The organism is Sphingobacterium sp. SGR-19, from assembly GCF_011043555.1.
Taxonomy (GTDB): Bacteria; Bacteroidota; Bacteroidia; order Sphingobacteriales; family Sphingobacteriaceae; genus Sphingobacterium.
In genome coordinates, this window is record NZ_JAAKGS010000007.1 from 153,681 (window position 1) to 170,299 (window position 16,619).

Sequence of the window (16,619 nt, forward strand, 5' to 3'; positions counted from 1 at the left end):
ATCTTCATTTAGCTATAGAAATCCTAACTCTAGTTTCGCTTCCTCAGTCATCATGTCTTTTGTCCAAGGTGGGTCGAACGTAAGTTCTACAAGGGCTTCCTTAACACCGGGAATACCAGCTACCTTTCTTCGCACTTCTTCCATAATGTCTCCTGCAACAGGACATCCCGGAGCGGTTAGTGTCATGACAATCTTCGCGATGCCATCTTCTTTCGTTATAATCTCATATACCAATCCTAAGTCGACGATATTTGCCGGTTTAAGCTCGGGGTCATATATTGTTTCCAGTTGTTCCTGTATCGCTGTCGCCAGGTTTAGCTTGTCCATAATGATAATATTGCTCATGGTTTTCCTCCTTCTTGTTGGGTTGCTTCTTTGTATATAGAAATCAATTTAGCTATATTCTTTTGGACGGTATAGTGCTTCTTGTACTCTATGATACAGTTTTCTCGAATTTGTTGTTTAGTTGTTTCATTGAGATTGATCCATTTGGTCACTATTCGCCCTATATCCTCTTTATCATAGGGATTAAAATGCATCCCCGTATACAAAGGTAGTACCATTTTGTTTAAGATGCCAATATTGCTCGCTAATACTGGAGTTCCTTGTGCGTATGCTTCAATAATAGTCAAAGGCATTCCCTCATAGCACACCGATGGAACAATCAAAGCCTCGGCGTCGTTTATAGCAGTACGTAATACTTCCGATGGTTGATGTCCGAAGTAACGGATATGTTTGAATTTATCGGCAAAGTGTTCAATAATATCCTGTTGTGGCCCCGAACCGTAGACAGCCAAGGAGAAGGGGAGGTGTTTAAATGCACTTAACAAGGGAACAATGCCTTTTTCTTCCGACAGCCTTCCAATATATACAAAGCCCTCACCGCCTATAGTTCGCTTTGGCGTCATGTCTACACTGTTTGGCCGGACAACAAATTTATCTTCTGCTACGGACAAGGTAGATTCTAGGAAAAGCGATTTTGCAAAGTCAGAAAGGACGATGAATTTTGATACCTTGTTCCACGTACCCAATTTTCGATGTACCCAATAGGTAAAAGCTGTCAAGAAAGTTTTTGCAAACGAATCGTTTAATACGCGCATACGAACGGCTGTCCAGGGAAAATTCTGCCGTATACTTTGGGTAAATATCTCCCCCTGATAAAACAAACTTGCTGAAGGACATAATAAACGAAAATTGTGCAATGTCATGACGATGGGAATCCCCAGTTTATATATACTGCGGATACACCAGGGGCCTATAGCATAATGGAGATTGTGAATATGTACAATATCTGGTTTAAAATCAACGATAGACTGCTTGATTTTTTTGCTCATACCGAGGTTAATAGGATAGCTCATAAACTGGCATATCCCTTTTATCCCTTTTTGATTTCTGCATGTAAATGTCTTTACTTTGTGTTCTGTCGAAAGGATCTCTACTTCTTTATAGAAGACAGCATCTTCGCCTCCTGCATGCTGATAAAAATTGTGTATGACGAAAATACGCATAGGCATCGGGTTTTCACAAAGATAGTATTTCCCTATTTTATCCTTATCTTCGCATATCATTTTTTAGCTATGTTCCAAGAGTTAGTACACGCAAAAGCTTTTCAGAGTTATTTAGAAAAAATAGATTTTCCTTCGGTCCCCCAATATTTATATGATCCGATTCGCTATATACTTTCGTTGTCAGGTAAGCGGATACGGCCCTTACTGGTCTTAATGGGTGCGGAGCTTTTTGATGATTCGGCTATAAAACAAGCGTTGCCTGCAAGTGCTGCCATTGAGTTTTTTCATAATTTTTCTTTAATTCACGATGATATCATGGATGTCGCTCCTTTACGGAGAGGTGAGCCTACTGTACATCAAAAATGGAACGATAATGTAGCTATACTGTCGGGTGATGCACTGTTGATTAAAGCGTACCAAGAACTAGCGAAATGTCCCATAGACAAGATCCCCGCGTTGCTGCATCTTTTCAACGCCACGTCATTAGAGGTTTGTGAAGGACAGCAGTACGATATGGATTTTGAAGAACGTGCACAAGTAAGTGAAACAGCGTATATCGAGATGATACGGCTGAAAACATCTGTATTGCTTGGTTGTGCCTTGCAAATGGGTGCTATTGTCGCGGGGGCAGATGAACGATCACAAGCACTGCTTTACGACTTTGGCGTAAACTTAGGAATTGCTTTCCAATTGCAAGACGATATATTGGATGTATATGGAGATCCCCAAAGTTTTGGTAAGCAGATAGGCGGTGATATACTTTCGAATAAAAAGACAATTCTTTTTGTAAAACTGCAAGAACTTATTTCTTCGACAGATCAAGAAGAATTGGAATATTTGCTTAGACAGAATATCGATAGCGAACCGGAAAAAGTAGAGAAAATGATGGGCTTATACGCTAAATATGATATTCAGACGTTAGCTATATATCAGAAAGAAAAATTTACGACTATTGCTTACGAAAAGCTAACGGAGATTCAAGTGGGAACAGAAAAAAAGCAAGCCCTTTTTTCCCTTGCGGATGCGCTAATGCATCGGGTGCAGTAACCTTTTGCGGTTAAAAATTGATAAAACTCTAATTTTTTAGTAAATTGTCAAAACATCAATATCATAAAATATAAAATATTAAGTTGCGCATGGCAGATATGGAACCGGTTAAAATAACGATATTTCAAGCATACTTATTCTGGGAGAACGTAGAGAAAAATTTAAATAATTTATCATTGCGTCTATCCGCATTGAAGGAAAAAACAGACCTCATTTTGTTGCCAGAAATGTTTAATACCGGTTTTACAGTTAATGTTGAAAAGTGTGCAGAGAAGATGGATGGCCCGACGATGCATTGGATGTATGACCACGCCAAAGCTTATAACTGCGTTGTTGCAGGGACGCTAATTATCGAAGAAAATGGTCATTATTATAACCGTTTTGTGTGGATGTCGCCAGATGGTAGCTTCGTACATTATGACAAACGCCATTTATTTGGAATGGCTGAAGAAAATAAAGTGTTTACTCCCGGAAACTCCCGTATTATTTTAAATCTCAAAGGTTGGCGGGTGTGTCCTATGATATGTTATGATTTGCGATTCCCCGTTTGGTCTCGGAATTTAGGGAACTCTTATGATCTGCTAGTCTACACCGCTTGCTGGCCAGATAAACGGTCTGCACATTGGCGAGCGCTTATTCCCGCTCGCGCTATTGAAAATCAGGCTTACGTAATCGGTGTAAACCGTGTAGGATATGACGGCAATGAAATCTACTATTCAGGAGGCTCGATGTGTATCTCCCCCAATGGAGATGTTGTCTACTATAAACCCGAAGACGAAGATTTATATACTTTTACTTTAAATCCCGCTGATTTGATTAAAGCCCGAGAACAGTTTCCATTCTTAGCAGATGCAGATAATTTTTCAATAGAAAACTATTGATAAGGCCTATTCAATATCGCCGATTGGATAACGGCTTCCCGTAAGTCAAAAGGTATTACATCGTCTTTTTCTTCTATTTCGGGTGCGACTTTGGGGGAGATCTTCTTCACACGAGTTACATCAATCAACCTCTCTTCCTTTATTTTCCTCACTTCTAGTGGTGTATCGCGCATCTGCTCGGTTTTTTTCGGAGCAACCGGAATAGGAATCGACATCGTCGGTTCGATAACGGTACGTTGTGGTTGCGGCTCGGATTGTATGGGATGTGTTGGCAGGGGAGGGGTCTGCGGCATACGTCGGCGTGCTTTCTCTTGCTCTTTCTGATATTCAGAATAGATCTTATAAATCACACCCCCTATAATCAACAATGCAGGCAAAAAGTTCTCCATAGGAGTAAATTTAATTAAAATTTGAAAAAAAATGATGAAATATTGGATTTTATTTGCATCGTATTTAGTTTTTTGGTTTGTTTGTATATACAATTATTCTAATCCTAATTTTATCCAATATGAATGGCAATTTTGAAGATACGGACGATTTTTTTTCTTTTCTGACAGGAAAAGCCTATGCGGCGTTGGGAAGACGGCTGCAACGAAATCTAAAAGAAGAGGGAGTAAGTATAACCTCAGAACAATGGTCTCTTCTATATTATTTATGGATTGAAGAAGGACGGACCCAACAGGAACTCGCCTGTCTGACCTTTCGTGATAAGCCGAGTGTATCCCGCTTAATTAATAATTTAGAAAAACTGAAATTAGTAATTCGTGTTAACGATAAGGATGATAAACGTACAAATCTCATTTTTTTGACAAAACAAGGCCGACAAATGAAAGAAACTTGTTTGCGCCAAGCAAAAAAAACAATCAATCAGGCTTTGGAGGGCGTAGCTAGAGAAGACATGGTAAGAGCGCGTAACACACTGGACGTTTTATATAGTAATTTGTCTTAATTCGTTATACGAAAAATAAATTATAACTCTTGAGGTTCAAAAGCACTATGACTATTGACCAGCTTACCGGTGTCTTTAAAGTAAATTTCTTGAAAACTTAAAGTGGTTACGCTATCAACTTTTCGGAAAAATTTATCTGCGGAAACGTCGTCTAATTTTTTGAATCCACAAGCTTCCATAATTTCTACCGTAGCACGCAAGGTGTTACGATGAAACTGCGCCACCCGTATATATTTATCTTCTACATCAAGTGCTTTGTATAAATGCGGACGTTGAGTAGCAACGCCGACAGGGCAAACATCTTCGTTGCATTTTAATGCCTGGATACAACCTAACGCAAACATCATTCCTCTTGCGCTATAGCAGGCATCTGCACCTAAAGCAATTACTTTCAATAGGTCAAAGCCGGTAACAATGCGGCCAGAAACGATTAATTTTATATGTTTCTTTAAACCGAATTTGATAAGGGTAGTCGTAACAAAAGACAGGGCGTCGTATAAAGGCATACCTAAATTGTCCGTAAATTCCAATGGTGCGGCTCCCGTTCCTCCCTCCGAACCATCGACAGAAATAAAGTCTGGAAATATTTGTGTAGTCAACATCGCATGACAGATGTCAATAAACTCTTGCTTGTCGCCTACGCACAATTTAAAACCTACCGGTTTGTAGCCTGATAGTTCGCGCAGTTGTTGTATGAATTGTATCATACCTTCAGGAGAGTTAAAAGCACTATGTGCTGGAGGTGACATTACATCTGTCCCAGGAATCACGTGGCGGATAGCAGCTACTTCGGGCGTGTTTTTTGCTGCGGGTAATATTCCTCCATGGCCAGGCTTTGCTCCCTGTGACAACTTTAGTTCGATCATCTTTACATATGGACGTGTTGCTTTTTCTGCGTACAACTCACGGTCGAACATACCCATTTCGTTACGGCAACCGAAATATCCAGTACCAATTTGCCAAATCAAATCTGCCCCACTAACGTGATAAGGGCTGATGCCTCCTTCTCCCGTATTATGTGCAAAATTTTGTAACGCTGCTCCTTTATTAAGAGCAGTGATCGCTGTTTTACTTAGTGCACCATAACTCATTGCGGAAATATTAAACACACTTAGGCTATAAGGGTGTTTACAGAAATGGTTGCCAACGGTTGTCCGTAAATCGTGGTTTTCGATATGACAAGGAAATACAGAATGGGCAACCCACTCATTTCCTATGGCTTGTGGATCAGATTGCATTCCGAAGGCCACTGTCTCGCGTTCATTTTTAGAACGTTGATAAACGATAGAACGTTGTCTGCGGTTAAACGGACGGCCGTCTGTATCGGATTCCCAAAAATATTGTCGCATCTCGGGGCGGATGCTTTCAAAGAAAAACCGAAAATAACCTAAAATAGGATAATTACGTAAAATTGCGTGTTTGCTTTGATAGCTATTATAAAAAGCCAGCATCATCAATGGAAAGGGAATGATGAGTAACCAAAACCAACGTGGCGTGAAAATGATGCCAAAAGAGAGAATGACGAGATTGATGACAACTATCGTTAATAGAATGAGTTTTCTAACTGCCATAACTTTATATGATATATTTTACGTTCCGTAGCTACCTTGATAAATACCTTATGACTAGCAAACTGCGAGCCATGAATTATCGTGATCTAACGGTTGCATGCAAAATTAGGAAGTTATTGGATGAAAGCGAAAAAAGAAGCAGGTTTGCGAAAGATTTACTTGTTTGGTAATATTTTTAGTGTTCGTATTTGTTTCTGGTTATTTCGTCGGTTAGTTGTTGATATATTTTAAGCCAATGCGGGGTTTTCATAAGAAATTGTAAATGCTTTTGGATCGTTTCCGTATCACCTCGTTCAGCAGGACCCGTTTGCACGTCTTTTGGAATCTGTTTTTGTACTTTTTGTGCCGTTTCCAGAATAATGGGCTTTAGTAAATCAAACGACAAATTTTGTTCTTTGAGAATATCATAGGCTATTTGGAAAAGCACATTACTGAAATTATTGGCAAATATCGCCGCTGTATGTAATGCAAGACGCTGTTTACTATCACATAAGAATGATTTCGCGGAGATATTGTGCATCAACTCAAGAAGGTGGTCTGTTGTTTTGGTATCACTGCCCTCTATTCCAAAAGGAATGTTTTCTAATAACGCGGGGACATCTTTACGGAGGCTTTGAACGGGATAAATAACACCGTGTAAAGGAAAATTCATTAAAATATTGATGTCAGTTGCTCCTGAAGCATGTACTACTACTCCTTCGAGATTTTTAGAAAGTTGGTTGACTATGCATTGTATGGCTTGATCCGCGACAGCAATAAAATATAAATCAGCCTTATCGGAGATATCTTCGATTGTATCTACCCCTTCGGCGTTTACAACAGAAGCTAATGCAATCGCATTGGCCTTATTTCTGCTATACACCTGTAAAATCTGGTGTCCAAGGGTATGAAATGCTTTTCCCATATGAGTAGCAACATTTCCGCTTCCAAGGATTACAACAGTCATTATGCAGGATTTTGTTTAGATATCTTTGCATCTTTTAGGCGACGATAGATAGCCATGATGAAACCAATGGTCATGATAATGGTACCGGCCCAAAAGAAATTGATATAAGGGAACTTAATCGCTTTAAAGACAACCCATTTTTTCTCTGGCAACGGTTTTTGATATAGCATGATTTCCAATTTATCCTCCTTTGGTAAAATATTGGTGAAACGGAAACGGAGTCCTTGTTCCGTAACATCCTTATTAAAATCGTAGCTGTGCCCATCCTTAATCAAGAAAATTGGTTCTACATTATATTCCTTTTCGTCGGATGCAACAACTTTAATCTTGAGCCCTACAATAATATCACCTTCTCCTTTAGGGATATTATTTAATGTGGCTTCTCTATTGATCCCTTCAATCACATAAAAACCATTTCTATATCGAAGCGTATCACCAATGCTAACCTGATAAGTCGCAGGTTCATCATAATCTTCATATCCCGTTTGCTCTTCCGAAGGAATATTTTCTGCTTGTACTTGTGATTCCGCAGCCGCTGCGGTGATCAAGGTGTAAATATCGTGTGTAAGGTAATGGCGGGTATCGGGCGTACCAATTAGCCCCCCCATTTCGGGGTTATGTTGTGCAAACGGGCGCAGCATAAAAGATTCTCTTATATTTCCTGTCTCTTCGTCAATACGTTCATATAATATTTTGTAATACACGTTAGGAGGGGCGACGCTGTCACCTACATAGGTGATCCGGTAGTCGCCCATTTGTTTTGGTTCACCCTCTGTTAAGAACAGATTTTCACCGGGATCTGAAAATTTGTCGCCTTCCTGACCAAAGTTCTGTACTTGGATATAACGGCTTTCGTTGATGGAGATAACTTCGTTGGTTGCCGCTGCAATGAGGGCTCCCAAAAGTAGAAGAGCGAACCCGATATGCGCAACAGCAGAACCGGCCAACCGCCATTTACCTTTCAAAGCATCGCCCAAAACACGCAAATTCGCCAGTAGGCAGAATATACAGGTCAACGTCAGCAAGATATACATTACATTGGTGTATGTCTTTGTGAAATAGACGATTATAGCACTGAGTATAGCTGCAAATAGAAAAGACGCAAAAGTAGATACCCAGAATTTTTTCGGATTGGTTTTTTTGTATTTTAAAAACTGTGTAAACGCTGTCACGAGCATGATGACCACCGCAAATGCACCCTGCCATTTATTATAGTGTGGAATCGGATCAACAGGAGGGGCGACTTTTGTACCAAACAACGTGTTAAATACGGGGATAGAAGTGGTCGCTATCATCTGTATACATGCCACAGTAAGCACTAGGCCTCCAATAAACATCCAAAATTCACGCGAGTAAATGTCTTCTTCTTGTTTAGAAGATGGCATTTCTTTGTTCCGCCAGATAAGCATCACAATCATCAATACCAAAAAAGTAAGATTGAAAATAATGAGTTGGCCAGACATCCCTAAGCTCGTAAACGAGTGGACTGAAGTTTCCCCTAATATTCCGCTTCTGGTGAGATAGGAAGCATATATGACGAGTACAAAACTGATCATCGTTAAGAACGTGGCGGTAAAGAAACCATGTCCGGAATTACGATAGGCAAGCATCACATGGACAGCGGCGATAAGTGTCAGCCAAGGAATAATCGATACATTTTCTACCGGATCCCACGCCCAAAAACCACCGAAATTCAGTGCTTCATACGCCCAGAAAGATCCCATGATAATCCCTGCGCCCAAAATCATAACAGCAAAAAGTGCCCATGGCAAACCAGGTTTCATCCAGTCTTTATAACGTTTAAGCCAAAGGCCGGACGCCGCATATGCAAAAGGAACAATCATAGAAGCAAAGCCGAGAAATAAGGTAGGAGGGTGGATTACCATCCAATAGTTTTGCAATAGTGGATTTAGTCCGCGTCCGTCTCCGATCATATTTAAGTAATCCGGCCGGCTAAAGACAGGGCCTTGCATGGCATCTCGCAGCAAGATAAATGGTGAGCTACCGATGCGAGAACCGAATACTTCAACGCCAATTAGCATAGAACCTAAGAATACTTGACACAGCATAACGAATGTCATAACCGGTGCTTCCCAGTTTTTAGCCTTAAACACGAGAATAATGCCTAATACTACTTGCCAGAACATCCAGAGCCAGAAACTTCCTTCCTGCCCTTCCCAAAAAGAAGAAATAATATAGTGTGTAGGAAGCGACTTTGAAGAATGCGCCCAAACATAATGGTATTCAAAATAATGGTTGTAGATGAGATAAAACAGAATGGTTCCGATAGCAACAACGGATATCAAATTGAGCCAAAATCCAATTCTACCAAGTGTTTTCCAAGATTTAACTTCGGGTTCACGTGTAGCAAAGAAGTAGCTGATAAGAGAAAAAAGGGCTGCACCGAAAGAAAGAATTACAAAAAACTGTCCGATTTTTCCCGGTAAAAGGTGCTCTCCAACGTAGTTAACGTCCATTATTTAAAGTAAAATAAAAATTATCTAAAAGCTGCTCCATCAACCGTTGAAGCAGTTTATAGGGCTTAACAAATAACTAATAAGGCTTTTCTATGCCTAAAAATGCCGTTACAGGCGCTACACTTGTTTCGATGACTTCTACCTCATCTTCATTATATTTTGATGGACATTTCATCAATATCTTACTGGCGTGGAACACATTGCCCTCCATCTTACCAGTCAATACGATTTGTTCCGATCGTTCGATATCTTGCGGCTTAGAACCCCTGAATACAACTTGACATTCTGTACTATCGTTGTCATACATATAGAATGAAAAATGATTGGCGTCCTTAACGGGGTCGTAATGTAAATCCTTCTCTTTATTCAGTACACCAACGACATATAGCTCTGTTTTTTTCTCTCTTGCTTCCGTAAAAGTAGAATATGTGCTCGAATCTGTATAAATAACAACAATCATCGCAATCGCTATAGCGATGATAACAATTAATATGATGGAACTTTTCTTCATATTGCGCTATCTCTAAATGAAATATCCACGATTATAAAAAATAGACACTGATGAATATTATCTGGATATTCCATATGGCCTTTGAAAATCAATTTATTTACATATGAAATACAAAATTACAAAATGCTTTTGCAAGATAGGAATTTGACAAATTTTGTAAACTATTTAGAATTGTTCTACGCAAGTATTCCGTTTTTTATAATATTTTTGCGAAAACAAACAACATCATGCAATTTGTCACAACGGGCGACGGATCGTCTACTTTATATCATCCTGAAGTCGGAGAGCATTATCACTCGAAACATGGCGCATTAAAAGAAAGTCAGCATGTTTTTTTACGGTCGGGACTTGAGTTTTTCCTACGAAAGGAGAACAAAAATGAGGTTGCCGTGTTGGAAGTGGGGTTTGGTACTGGGTTAAATTTTCTGTTGACATCCGATTATGCTGATAGTCAGGGTGTAAAATTGCGATACGTTGGTATTGAGGCGTATCCCCTTGATGAAGAGATCATATTAAAAACTGGATATGAAAATTTTGTAAAGCAAAAAATCTGGTCGAGCTTTCAACATAATTATAAAAAAGCACAGACACAAGGGGTTGCTTTAACAGACTCCGTTCACTTGTTCATCGCACATGAAAAGGCATTGGATTTCCAAACCGGGGATGCACGAAAATTTGATATTATCTATTTCGATGCTTTTGCTGCTGTACACCAACCTGAGATGTGGGCGGCGGAGACCTTAACGCACATCTGTTCCTTTTTACGACCGGGAGGAGTATTTGTCACTTACGCCATCACTGGAAATTTGAAACGCACGATGAAAGCTTTAGGATTTGCTATTGAGAAGGCGCCGGGTGCTCCCGGCAAACGAGAAATGTTGAGGGCTGTAAAAGTTTCGTAATCGTGACTCGTGATTCGTCACTAATAACAAATCACGAGTTACGAACTTCGAAGTAATTAATGGCCTGACTCGCCGTCGATGCCATGTGCGTGACCATGTGCCAATTCCTCTTCGGTAGCGGGGCGCACAGCTAAAATCTCGACATCAAAGTTCAGCGTCTTACCTGCCATAGGATGGTTCAAATCGGCTATTACCGCTTCTGGCGTAACCTCAACAACTACTGCGCGGAACTGATTGCCCTCATTATCTTGTAAAGGTAAAACCTCACCAACCGGAGGAAGACCTGTTTCTTTAAACATATCAGCAGGTAGCTGTGCTATTGCGCGGTCGTCTTTTTCACCGTATGCGTCATTTGGCTCTAAGGTAAATGAAGTCTTGTCGCCGATATTTAATTCAGCAATATTTTCTTCAAATTTGGGTAACATCATGCCTACCCCATATAGAAAGGTCAAAGGATTTTCAGTTGTGGTTTCTTCTACAAATGCTTTCTCTCCGTTTGCTTCCACGGTGTGAAGCTTGTAATTCAATGCAACGACATTGTTGTTTTCTATTGCCATTTTGTTTAATTTATTTGGGACGAATCCCTGTTATTATGTATTAATGTTAGTAATGCAGCCACCGAGTTTTGAGGCAAACTACATGTCCTATTCTTACAAAGGTAGGATTTTGATTCCATACCCGCTTTATCTTTTAACAACGGTAGTTTACTTTTTGTTCCTCCTAAGGTTATTTTATTTGGAATATAATGTTCGCGCTTCATGACATGAGTTTCTCATTGTTCGTGACCCGTGATTCGTAGGGGCGTATGGTATACACGCTCGTGTTACACCTACGAATTTTCTGTAATTATGTTTTTTAATGATGCTGTATTTGCCGACAATAACGAATAATCTATCCCTTCTTCCAGTTCCAAATAGGCTGCGTGGGCTGTTTTAAGATTCGCAAAACGGTCAGTGACGTACCCAACAAGATCGGAAACTCCGGGATTATGGCCAAAGAGTAAAACATAATTATAAGATGCCGATACATCGTTTAAAAGTTTCATTAGAAAAAGATAATGCGCTTCGTAAACTTTTGGCTCCCACACAATGCGTTCAACGGGGTAACCTAAGATATCGCAAAAAATCTTTGCCGTTTGCATTGCGCGGTTAGCAGTTGACGAAATAACCAGCGTTTTTTCATGTGTAGCTGGCAACTGGGCTTGTAGTTTCTGAGCAATAAGTGCAGCACGGTGCGTTCCTTTTGGAAGCAAATCTCTGTTGAAGTCATTTTCACCAAAAGTAGGTAGCTCAGCCTTTGCATGTCGAACGATATAAAGCGATTTCATTTCCATATTCATCCTCTTTATTTTGCTATATGCTTCTTAACATAGTCGTAGCTTTTCTTTATGCTTTCGAACTTATTTGGCATATAGATTTCATCTTGCTCCACAAATGCATATTTTAACCCTGATTTATCTGCTTCAGCGGCAATTTTAATAAAATCTATCGCACCTGTTCCGACTTCGGCAAATTTCACTTCCTTCATGATATCTGTAAAATCCGCTTTATTATACTTCTCACCTACAACAGGTTGTGTAAACTGCCTATCCATATCCTTGATGTGCCATAGTGGGAAGCGTCCAGGGTATTTTTCGAAATAAGATTGAGGGCTAAATCCTGCCTTTTCTATCCAGAAAAGATCTAGTTCAAAATCAACTAATTCCGGTTCGGTAAAAGCGATGAGTATATCCAATCCTTTTGTACCGTTGCCAAATTGCCGTAATTCCCAGAAGTGATTGTGATAACCGATTTTAATCCCTGCTTTTTTAGCCATCTCGCCCGCTTTGTTAAGCTGATCGGCCGCATATTGATAATCCTCTACTTTTAAGTTATTGAGGTCATCCATAGGTGTGACAGGAGCGATAATATAAGATTGTCCTAATTGATGAGCAATTTCTATGTATTTTTCAATATTTTCATGCGCTGTGAGTTGCCTATTGAGGTATTTGGACATGTCATAGTGACCGCTGTGCGTTTTGAGGTTATTGTCGTCCAATACCTTTTTCAATTCTGAAATAGAGATATTCCAATAGGTTTCGGTACTAGTATCTACACCAAAGGTTTCGATATGTTTATATCCTATTTTAGCAACGGTACTTATTGTTTTTATAGGATCTTCACTCACTAAATCGCGAATGGAATATAGCTGAAGGCCTAAATTATGAAAAGGACTATTTCCTGATTTATCACCTTGACATGAGAATAAGTATGGACTTAAAAAAGCGGCAGATAAACCTAAACTTGCCTGCATTAAAAATCTTCTTCTATTACTTTGCATACTTTAATTTCTTTAAAAATCGGTAATCCAAGATGAAAGTTAGGTAAAAAATACGAAAAAAGGATTCTAAAAAAATAGAATCCTTTTTGTTTTAGCTTAGAGGATATAAATCTAAACAGTCATTATATCTTTTTCTTTCAGTTCAGCAAGCTGGTCGACCTTAGCGATAAAAGAGTCTGTTAGCTTCTGTACTTCGCCTTCTCCCACTTTTATTTCATCTTCTGAAATACCTTCACCTTTTAGTTTTTTAATGGATTCATTCGCGTCTTTACGGATATTCCGTATAGCCACGCGACCTTTTTCAGCTTCCTCTTTTACTTTTTTGACCAAGTCACGACGGCGTTCTTCTGTCAACGGAGGTACCGCTAAACGGATAATAGCACCATCGTTCTGCGGATTTAATCCGATATTCGAATCTACAATAGCTTTTTCAATGGTACTGATTAAATTCTTTTCCCAAGGTTGGATTACAATAGTTCTAGCATCAGTAGTATTGATATTACTTACTTGGGAAAGAGGCGTCATACTGCCGTAATAGTCTATCGAGATTCCATCCAGCATAGCGGGAGAAGCCTTGCCCGCCCTGATTTTAGTCAGTTCAGATTCCGTATGGGATACGGCCTTGCCCATATTCTCTTTACAGTCGTCTAATTCTAAGGATATCAGTTCATTCATATCTTTATTGTGTTTCTTTTGTAATAATTAACTAACCACTGTACCAATATGGTCTCCATTGGCCAGTTTCTTTAGATTCCCGGGCTTATTCATATCGAAAACAATGATAGGAAGGTTGTTTTCTTGGCACAATGTAAATGCCGTCATATCCATTACATTTAATCCTTTCTGATAAACCTCGTGGAAAGAAATCTTGTCATAACGTTGAGCAGATGGATCTTTTTCCGGATCAGCTGTATATATACCATCTACACGCGTGCCTTTAAGCACAGCATCTGCATTGATTTCGATGGCGCGTAAAGACGCTGCCGTATCGGTCGTAAAATAGGGGTTACCTGTACCTGCACCGAAAATAACGATTCGTCCCTTTTCAAGGTGTCGCACAGCACGTCTACGAATAAAAGGTTCACAAATCTGTTCCATTTTAATTGCTGTCAGCAAACGCGTTTTTAAACCGACTTTTTCTAATGCATCTTGTAGGGCCATGCTGTTTATGACGGTTGCCAACATGCCCATATAGTCAGCCTGTACCCGATCCATTCCAGCTTTTTCTGCACTTAATCCCCGGTGGATATTACCTCCACCGATAACAATGGCAATTTCTAAGCCTTGGCTATGAATTTCTTTAATGTCGTTCGCATATTGCATCACCCGATTGATATCAATGCCATAACTTTGTTCGCCCATTAAGGCTTCTCCGCTGAGTTTGAGTAGGATACGTTTATATTTCATGATCGTTTTTTGGAATATTTCCAAAAGCCAAAGATAAAACTTTTTTTCTAGCCTACCACGATTATATTACCCTTTTTTCATTACAGTAAATCGGTCTTTTAGAGTTTCATTCCTTCCAGAACCTCGTTATAATAAGATTCGTAAAGAGGGAGGATTTTGCTTAAATCAAATTCTTTTGCTCTGGCGAAGGCAGCATCTTTGAAAACTTGTAATCGGTTACAGTCTTCCAGGATGTGGATGGCATTCTTGGCCATATCATCGATATCACCAATATTGCTTAAGAATCCGCTCACACTATGAACATTCAATTCCGGCAACCCTCCGGTGTTAGAGGAAATAACTGGCACGTGACATGCCATTGCTTCCAAAGCTGCTAGACCAAAACTTTCCGAAGAGGAGGGCATTAAGAATAAATCTGAAACAGATAATATTTCCTCAATGGCCTCTTGTTTCCCTAAAAAGCGGACATTTTGGCTAACTTCTAGCTGACGCGCTAATTCTTCCGTGTTCCGTCGTTCGGGACCATCGCCAACCATCAAAAGTTTGCTCGGTATGACATCATTAACTTTTTGGAAAATACGGATAACGTCTTGCGTATTTTTAACTTTTCGGAAGTTGGAAGTATGAATGATGATCCGCTCATTCTCGGGCGCTATAGCACGTTTAAAATGTTCCCTATTCTTGTTGTGGAAACGAGAGAAATCGATAAAGTTAGGAATCACACGTACATCTCGGGTAATCTCGAAGGATTCTAATGTTTGTTCACGCAAATTTTCCGAAACAGCTGTCACTCCATCGGAATGGTTTATTGAAAATGTAACCACGGGATTAAAACTTTTATCTTTTCCGACCAACGTAATGTCGGTTCCATGCAATGTAGTCACCACTGGAATACGAATACCATAGGTGGACAATATTTGCTTTGCCAAATAGGCAACAGATGCATGTGGAATCGCATAGTGTACATGCAATAAATCCAGTTTTTCGAATCTGACGACATCTACTAATTTACTTGCCAAAGCAGATTCATAAGGAGAAAAGTCAAATAGTGGATACTGAGCAACGGCAACTTCGTGATAGTAGAGGTTTTCGGAAAAGAAATCTAACCGAGCGGGTTGAGAGTAGGTGATAAAATGAATCTCGTGTCCGTTAGAGGCAAGAGCTTTGCCAAGTTCTGTCGCTACCACGCCGCTGCCTCCGAAGGTTGGATAACATACAATGCCTATTTTCATTAGATGATATGTAAAGATATAGCGCAAAGATAAGGATGGTTTTATAATTGCTTTGCAATAATTATCTTAAATGCTTAGATTTAAATTATGGACAACGAATCGTTAAAAAAAGAACTAGTGTATAGAACTTCCCGTTCGGGAGGGGCAGGAGGTCAGCACGTAAACAAAGTGGAATCGAAAGTAACGCTTGTTTGGAATGTTAGCGAATCGGAGATCTTAACTGAAGACGAGAAAGCACGTGTTCGTCAAAAATTAGCCAACCGATTGAATAAAGACGGTCTGTTGCAAATGGAGGCTTCGACCGAAAGAAGCCAAGTGAAGAATAAGGAGATTGTCACGGCACGTTTCTTTGATCTCCTTTATCAAGCGCTAAAAAAGGAGAAGAAACGGGTAGCGACAAAAATTCCTAAGTCTCAAATTCTGGATCGATTAGATCGAAAGAAAAAGCAATCCCAAAAGAAACAGAATCGTAGAAAGAAATTCAATTTCGATTAATAGTAACTCCTATTCCCGAAAATGGCTTACAGCCAAAGGTCGTCCTTGTTCATCTTTTTCAAAGGCGGCCAAAAACGCCACTTTATGTCCCTCTAAGTGTAGGAATCTGGAAATGAAATCTTCATTACGTTGAGTAGATTCAATGCGTAATATAAAATCCTCATCGTCCAGATCAACTGTCGCAAATTTGATGTCCTTTGATACTTGGTAAAGTTTCGCAATGAGGTGTGAACGCTCTAAAATTGTTTGAATAGAGGTTTTAAAAATCAATACATACTTGTTCATCAGTAGACTATTATTTGTTTTAGAACAAATATGCATGAAATGTAACAAGACTTTTATAAAAAATCGGTCGAAGCGGACAAAATATCGGT

General features: G+C 39.6%; 19 protein-coding genes. 5 read left to right on the plus strand and 14 right to left on the minus strand.

The window, feature by feature from the left end; translation table 11 throughout:
- Nucleotides 1-12 precede the first annotated feature (12 nt).
- Both G5B43_RS13975 and G5B43_RS13980 read right to left on the minus strand, forming a co-directional pair.
- Nucleotides 13-327 (minus strand): iron-sulfur cluster assembly protein, encoded by a 315-nt coding sequence (locus G5B43_RS13975; protein ID WP_165295521.1) that lies wholly within the window; start codon nucleotides 325-327, stop codon nucleotides 13-15.
- Between the two features lie 14 nt (nucleotides 328-341).
- Nucleotides 342-1,568 carry a glycosyltransferase gene (locus G5B43_RS13980; RefSeq protein ID WP_165295418.1) on the minus strand — a complete coding sequence of 409 codons (1,227 nt, stop codon included), beginning with the start codon at nucleotides 1,566-1,568 and terminating at the stop codon, nucleotides 342-344.
- Between the two features lie 9 nt (nucleotides 1,569-1,577).
- Between G5B43_RS13980 and G5B43_RS13985 the strand changes: the two genes are divergently transcribed.
- Together G5B43_RS13985 and G5B43_RS13990 are read left to right on the plus strand one after the other, a co-directional pair.
- Nucleotides 1,578-2,555 carry a polyprenyl synthetase family protein gene (locus G5B43_RS13985; RefSeq protein ID WP_165295419.1) on the plus strand — a complete coding sequence of 326 codons (978 nt, stop codon included), beginning with the start codon at nucleotides 1,578-1,580 and terminating at the stop codon, nucleotides 2,553-2,555.
- 98 nt (nucleotides 2,556-2,653) lie between these two features.
- Entirely contained in the window at nucleotides 2,654-3,436 is a 783-nt protein-coding gene (locus G5B43_RS13990; RefSeq protein WP_165295522.1) for an amidohydrolase, read from the plus strand.
- Here the strand turns inward: G5B43_RS13990 and G5B43_RS13995 are convergent.
- Nucleotides 3,430-3,825 (minus strand): hypothetical protein, encoded by a 396-nt coding sequence (locus G5B43_RS13995; RefSeq protein WP_165295420.1) that lies wholly within the window; start codon nucleotides 3,823-3,825, stop codon nucleotides 3,430-3,432. The genes G5B43_RS13990 and G5B43_RS13995 overlap by 7 nt on opposite strands.
- A gap of 119 nt (nucleotides 3,826-3,944) precedes the next feature.
- Between G5B43_RS13995 and G5B43_RS14000 the strand changes: the two genes are divergently transcribed.
- The gene (locus G5B43_RS14000) at nucleotides 3,945-4,385 is read left to right on the plus strand and encodes a MarR family winged helix-turn-helix transcriptional regulator (protein ID WP_165295421.1); all 441 of its coding nucleotides are present in this window, start codon (nucleotides 3,945-3,947) and stop codon (nucleotides 4,383-4,385) included.
- A 20-nt stretch (nucleotides 4,386-4,405) separates the two neighbouring features.
- Here G5B43_RS14000 and G5B43_RS14005 read toward each other — a convergent pair whose 3' ends face one another.
- The 4 genes from G5B43_RS14005 to G5B43_RS14020 all read right to left on the minus strand — a co-directional run bounded on the left by G5B43_RS14005 (nucleotide 4,406) and on the right by G5B43_RS14020 (nucleotide 9,890).
- The gene (locus G5B43_RS14005) at nucleotides 4,406-5,956 is read right to left on the minus strand and encodes an FMN-binding glutamate synthase family protein (RefSeq protein WP_165295422.1); all 1,551 of its coding nucleotides are present in this window, start codon (nucleotides 5,954-5,956) and stop codon (nucleotides 4,406-4,408) included.
- A gap of 175 nt (nucleotides 5,957-6,131) precedes the next feature.
- Nucleotides 6,132-6,902 carry a Rossmann-like and DUF2520 domain-containing protein gene (locus G5B43_RS14010; protein ID WP_165295423.1) on the minus strand — a complete coding sequence of 257 codons (771 nt, stop codon included), beginning with the start codon at nucleotides 6,900-6,902 and terminating at the stop codon, nucleotides 6,132-6,134.
- Nucleotides 6,902-9,379: a cytochrome c biogenesis protein CcsA gene (gene ccsA, locus G5B43_RS14015; protein ID WP_165295424.1), complete on the minus strand. Its 2,478-nt coding sequence runs from the start codon at nucleotides 9,377-9,379 to the stop codon at nucleotides 6,902-6,904. Before ccsA ends, G5B43_RS14010 begins: the two co-directional genes overlap by 1 nt.
- Nucleotides 9,380-9,455: 76 nt before the next feature.
- Nucleotides 9,456-9,890 carry a cytochrome c maturation protein CcmE gene (locus G5B43_RS14020; protein WP_165295425.1) on the minus strand — a complete coding sequence of 145 codons (435 nt, stop codon included), beginning with the start codon at nucleotides 9,888-9,890 and terminating at the stop codon, nucleotides 9,456-9,458.
- Nucleotides 9,891-10,117: 227 nt separating this feature from the next.
- Between G5B43_RS14020 and mnmD the strand changes: the two genes are divergently transcribed.
- Nucleotides 10,118-10,792, plus strand: coding sequence for a tRNA (5-methylaminomethyl-2-thiouridine)(34)-methyltransferase MnmD (mnmD, locus tag G5B43_RS14025; protein ID WP_165295426.1), 675 nt, complete (start codon nucleotides 10,118-10,120; stop codon nucleotides 10,790-10,792).
- A 56-nt stretch (nucleotides 10,793-10,848) separates the two neighbouring features.
- On the opposite strand, the gene G5B43_RS14030 is transcribed toward mnmD, so the two are convergent.
- From G5B43_RS14030 to bshA, 6 genes are all read right to left on the minus strand, one after another.
- A complete protein-coding gene (locus tag G5B43_RS14030; RefSeq protein ID WP_165295427.1) occupies nucleotides 10,849-11,349 on the minus strand; it encodes a peptidylprolyl isomerase in 501 nt (166 codons plus the stop codon).
- A 272-nt stretch (nucleotides 11,350-11,621) separates the two neighbouring features.
- Nucleotides 11,622-12,125, minus strand: a complete 504-nt coding sequence (locus G5B43_RS14035) for a SixA phosphatase family protein (RefSeq protein WP_165295428.1) — start codon at nucleotides 12,123-12,125, stop codon at nucleotides 11,622-11,624.
- Nucleotides 12,126-12,136: 11 nt separating this feature from the next.
- Nucleotides 12,137-13,111: a sugar phosphate isomerase/epimerase family protein gene (locus G5B43_RS14040; RefSeq protein WP_165295429.1), complete on the minus strand. Its 975-nt coding sequence runs from the start codon at nucleotides 13,109-13,111 to the stop codon at nucleotides 12,137-12,139.
- Between the two features lie 111 nt (nucleotides 13,112-13,222).
- On the minus strand, nucleotides 13,223-13,786 hold the full coding sequence (frr, locus tag G5B43_RS14045) for a ribosome recycling factor (protein WP_165295430.1): 564 nt from the start codon (nucleotides 13,784-13,786) through the stop codon (nucleotides 13,223-13,225).
- Nucleotides 13,787-13,813: 27 nt separating this feature from the next.
- Nucleotides 13,814-14,518, minus strand: a complete 705-nt coding sequence (gene pyrH, locus G5B43_RS14050; RefSeq protein ID WP_165295431.1) for a UMP kinase — start codon at nucleotides 14,516-14,518, stop codon at nucleotides 13,814-13,816.
- Nucleotides 14,519-14,616: 98 nt separating this feature from the next.
- A complete protein-coding gene (bshA, locus tag G5B43_RS14055; RefSeq protein ID WP_165295432.1) occupies nucleotides 14,617-15,750 on the minus strand; it encodes an N-acetyl-alpha-D-glucosaminyl L-malate synthase BshA in 1,134 nt (377 codons plus the stop codon).
- An 87-nt stretch (nucleotides 15,751-15,837) separates the two neighbouring features.
- Between bshA and arfB the strand changes: the two genes are divergently transcribed.
- Nucleotides 15,838-16,245, plus strand: coding sequence for an alternative ribosome rescue aminoacyl-tRNA hydrolase ArfB (gene arfB, locus G5B43_RS14060; protein ID WP_165295433.1), 408 nt, complete (start codon nucleotides 15,838-15,840; stop codon nucleotides 16,243-16,245).
- Nucleotides 16,246-16,254: 9 nt separating this feature from the next.
- On the opposite strand, the gene G5B43_RS14065 is transcribed toward arfB, so the two are convergent.
- Complete coding sequence (locus G5B43_RS14065; RefSeq protein ID WP_165295434.1) at nucleotides 16,255-16,530, minus strand: hypothetical protein; 276 nt, start codon at nucleotides 16,528-16,530, stop codon at nucleotides 16,255-16,257.
- Nucleotides 16,531-16,619: the final 89 nt, after the last annotated feature.

Excerpts from the sequence above, each read along its gene's own strand:
- G5B43_RS13975 (WP_165295521.1), bottom strand. The coding sequence starts at position 327 with ATGGACAAGCTAAACCTGGCGACAGCGATACAGGAACAACTGGAAACA.
- G5B43_RS13980 (WP_165295418.1), bottom strand. The coding sequence starts at position 1,568 with ATGATATGCGAAGATAAGGATAAAATAGGGAAATACTATCTTTGTGAA.
- G5B43_RS13985 (WP_165295419.1), top strand. The coding sequence starts at position 1,578 with ATGTTCCAAGAGTTAGTACACGCAAAAGCTTTTCAGAGTTATTTAGAA.
- G5B43_RS13990 (WP_165295522.1), top strand. The coding sequence starts at position 2,654 with ATGGAACCGGTTAAAATAACGATATTTCAAGCATACTTATTCTGGGAG.
- G5B43_RS13995 (WP_165295420.1), bottom strand. The coding sequence starts at position 3,825 with ATGGAGAACTTTTTGCCTGCATTGTTGATTATAGGGGGTGTGATTTAT.
- G5B43_RS14000 (WP_165295421.1), top strand. The coding sequence starts at position 3,945 with ATGAATGGCAATTTTGAAGATACGGACGATTTTTTTTCTTTTCTGACA.
- G5B43_RS14005 (WP_165295422.1), bottom strand. The coding sequence starts at position 5,956 with ATGGCAGTTAGAAAACTCATTCTATTAACGATAGTTGTCATCAATCTC.
- G5B43_RS14010 (WP_165295423.1), bottom strand. The coding sequence starts at position 6,902 with ATGACTGTTGTAATCCTTGGAAGCGGAAATGTTGCTACTCATATGGGA.
- ccsA (WP_165295424.1), bottom strand. The coding sequence starts at position 9,379 with ATGGACGTTAACTACGTTGGAGAGCACCTTTTACCGGGAAAAATCGGA.
- G5B43_RS14020 (WP_165295425.1), bottom strand. The coding sequence starts at position 9,890 with ATGAAGAAAAGTTCCATCATATTAATTGTTATCATCGCTATAGCGATT.
- mnmD (WP_165295426.1), top strand. The coding sequence starts at position 10,118 with ATGCAATTTGTCACAACGGGCGACGGATCGTCTACTTTATATCATCCT.
- G5B43_RS14030 (WP_165295427.1), bottom strand. The coding sequence starts at position 11,349 with ATGGCAATAGAAAACAACAATGTCGTTGCATTGAATTACAAGCTTCAC.
- G5B43_RS14035 (WP_165295428.1), bottom strand. The coding sequence starts at position 12,125 with ATGGAAATGAAATCGCTTTATATCGTTCGACATGCAAAGGCTGAGCTA.
- G5B43_RS14040 (WP_165295429.1), bottom strand. The coding sequence starts at position 13,111 with ATGCAAAGTAATAGAAGAAGATTTTTAATGCAGGCAAGTTTAGGTTTA.
- frr (WP_165295430.1), bottom strand. The coding sequence starts at position 13,786 with ATGAATGAACTGATATCCTTAGAATTAGACGACTGTAAAGAGAATATG.
- pyrH (WP_165295431.1), bottom strand. The coding sequence starts at position 14,518 with ATGAAATATAAACGTATCCTACTCAAACTCAGCGGAGAAGCCTTAATG.
- bshA (WP_165295432.1), bottom strand. The coding sequence starts at position 15,750 with ATGAAAATAGGCATTGTATGTTATCCAACCTTCGGAGGCAGCGGCGTG.
- arfB (WP_165295433.1), top strand. The coding sequence starts at position 15,838 with ATGGACAACGAATCGTTAAAAAAAGAACTAGTGTATAGAACTTCCCGT.
- G5B43_RS14065 (WP_165295434.1), bottom strand. The coding sequence starts at position 16,530 with ATGAACAAGTATGTATTGATTTTTAAAACCTCTATTCAAACAATTTTA.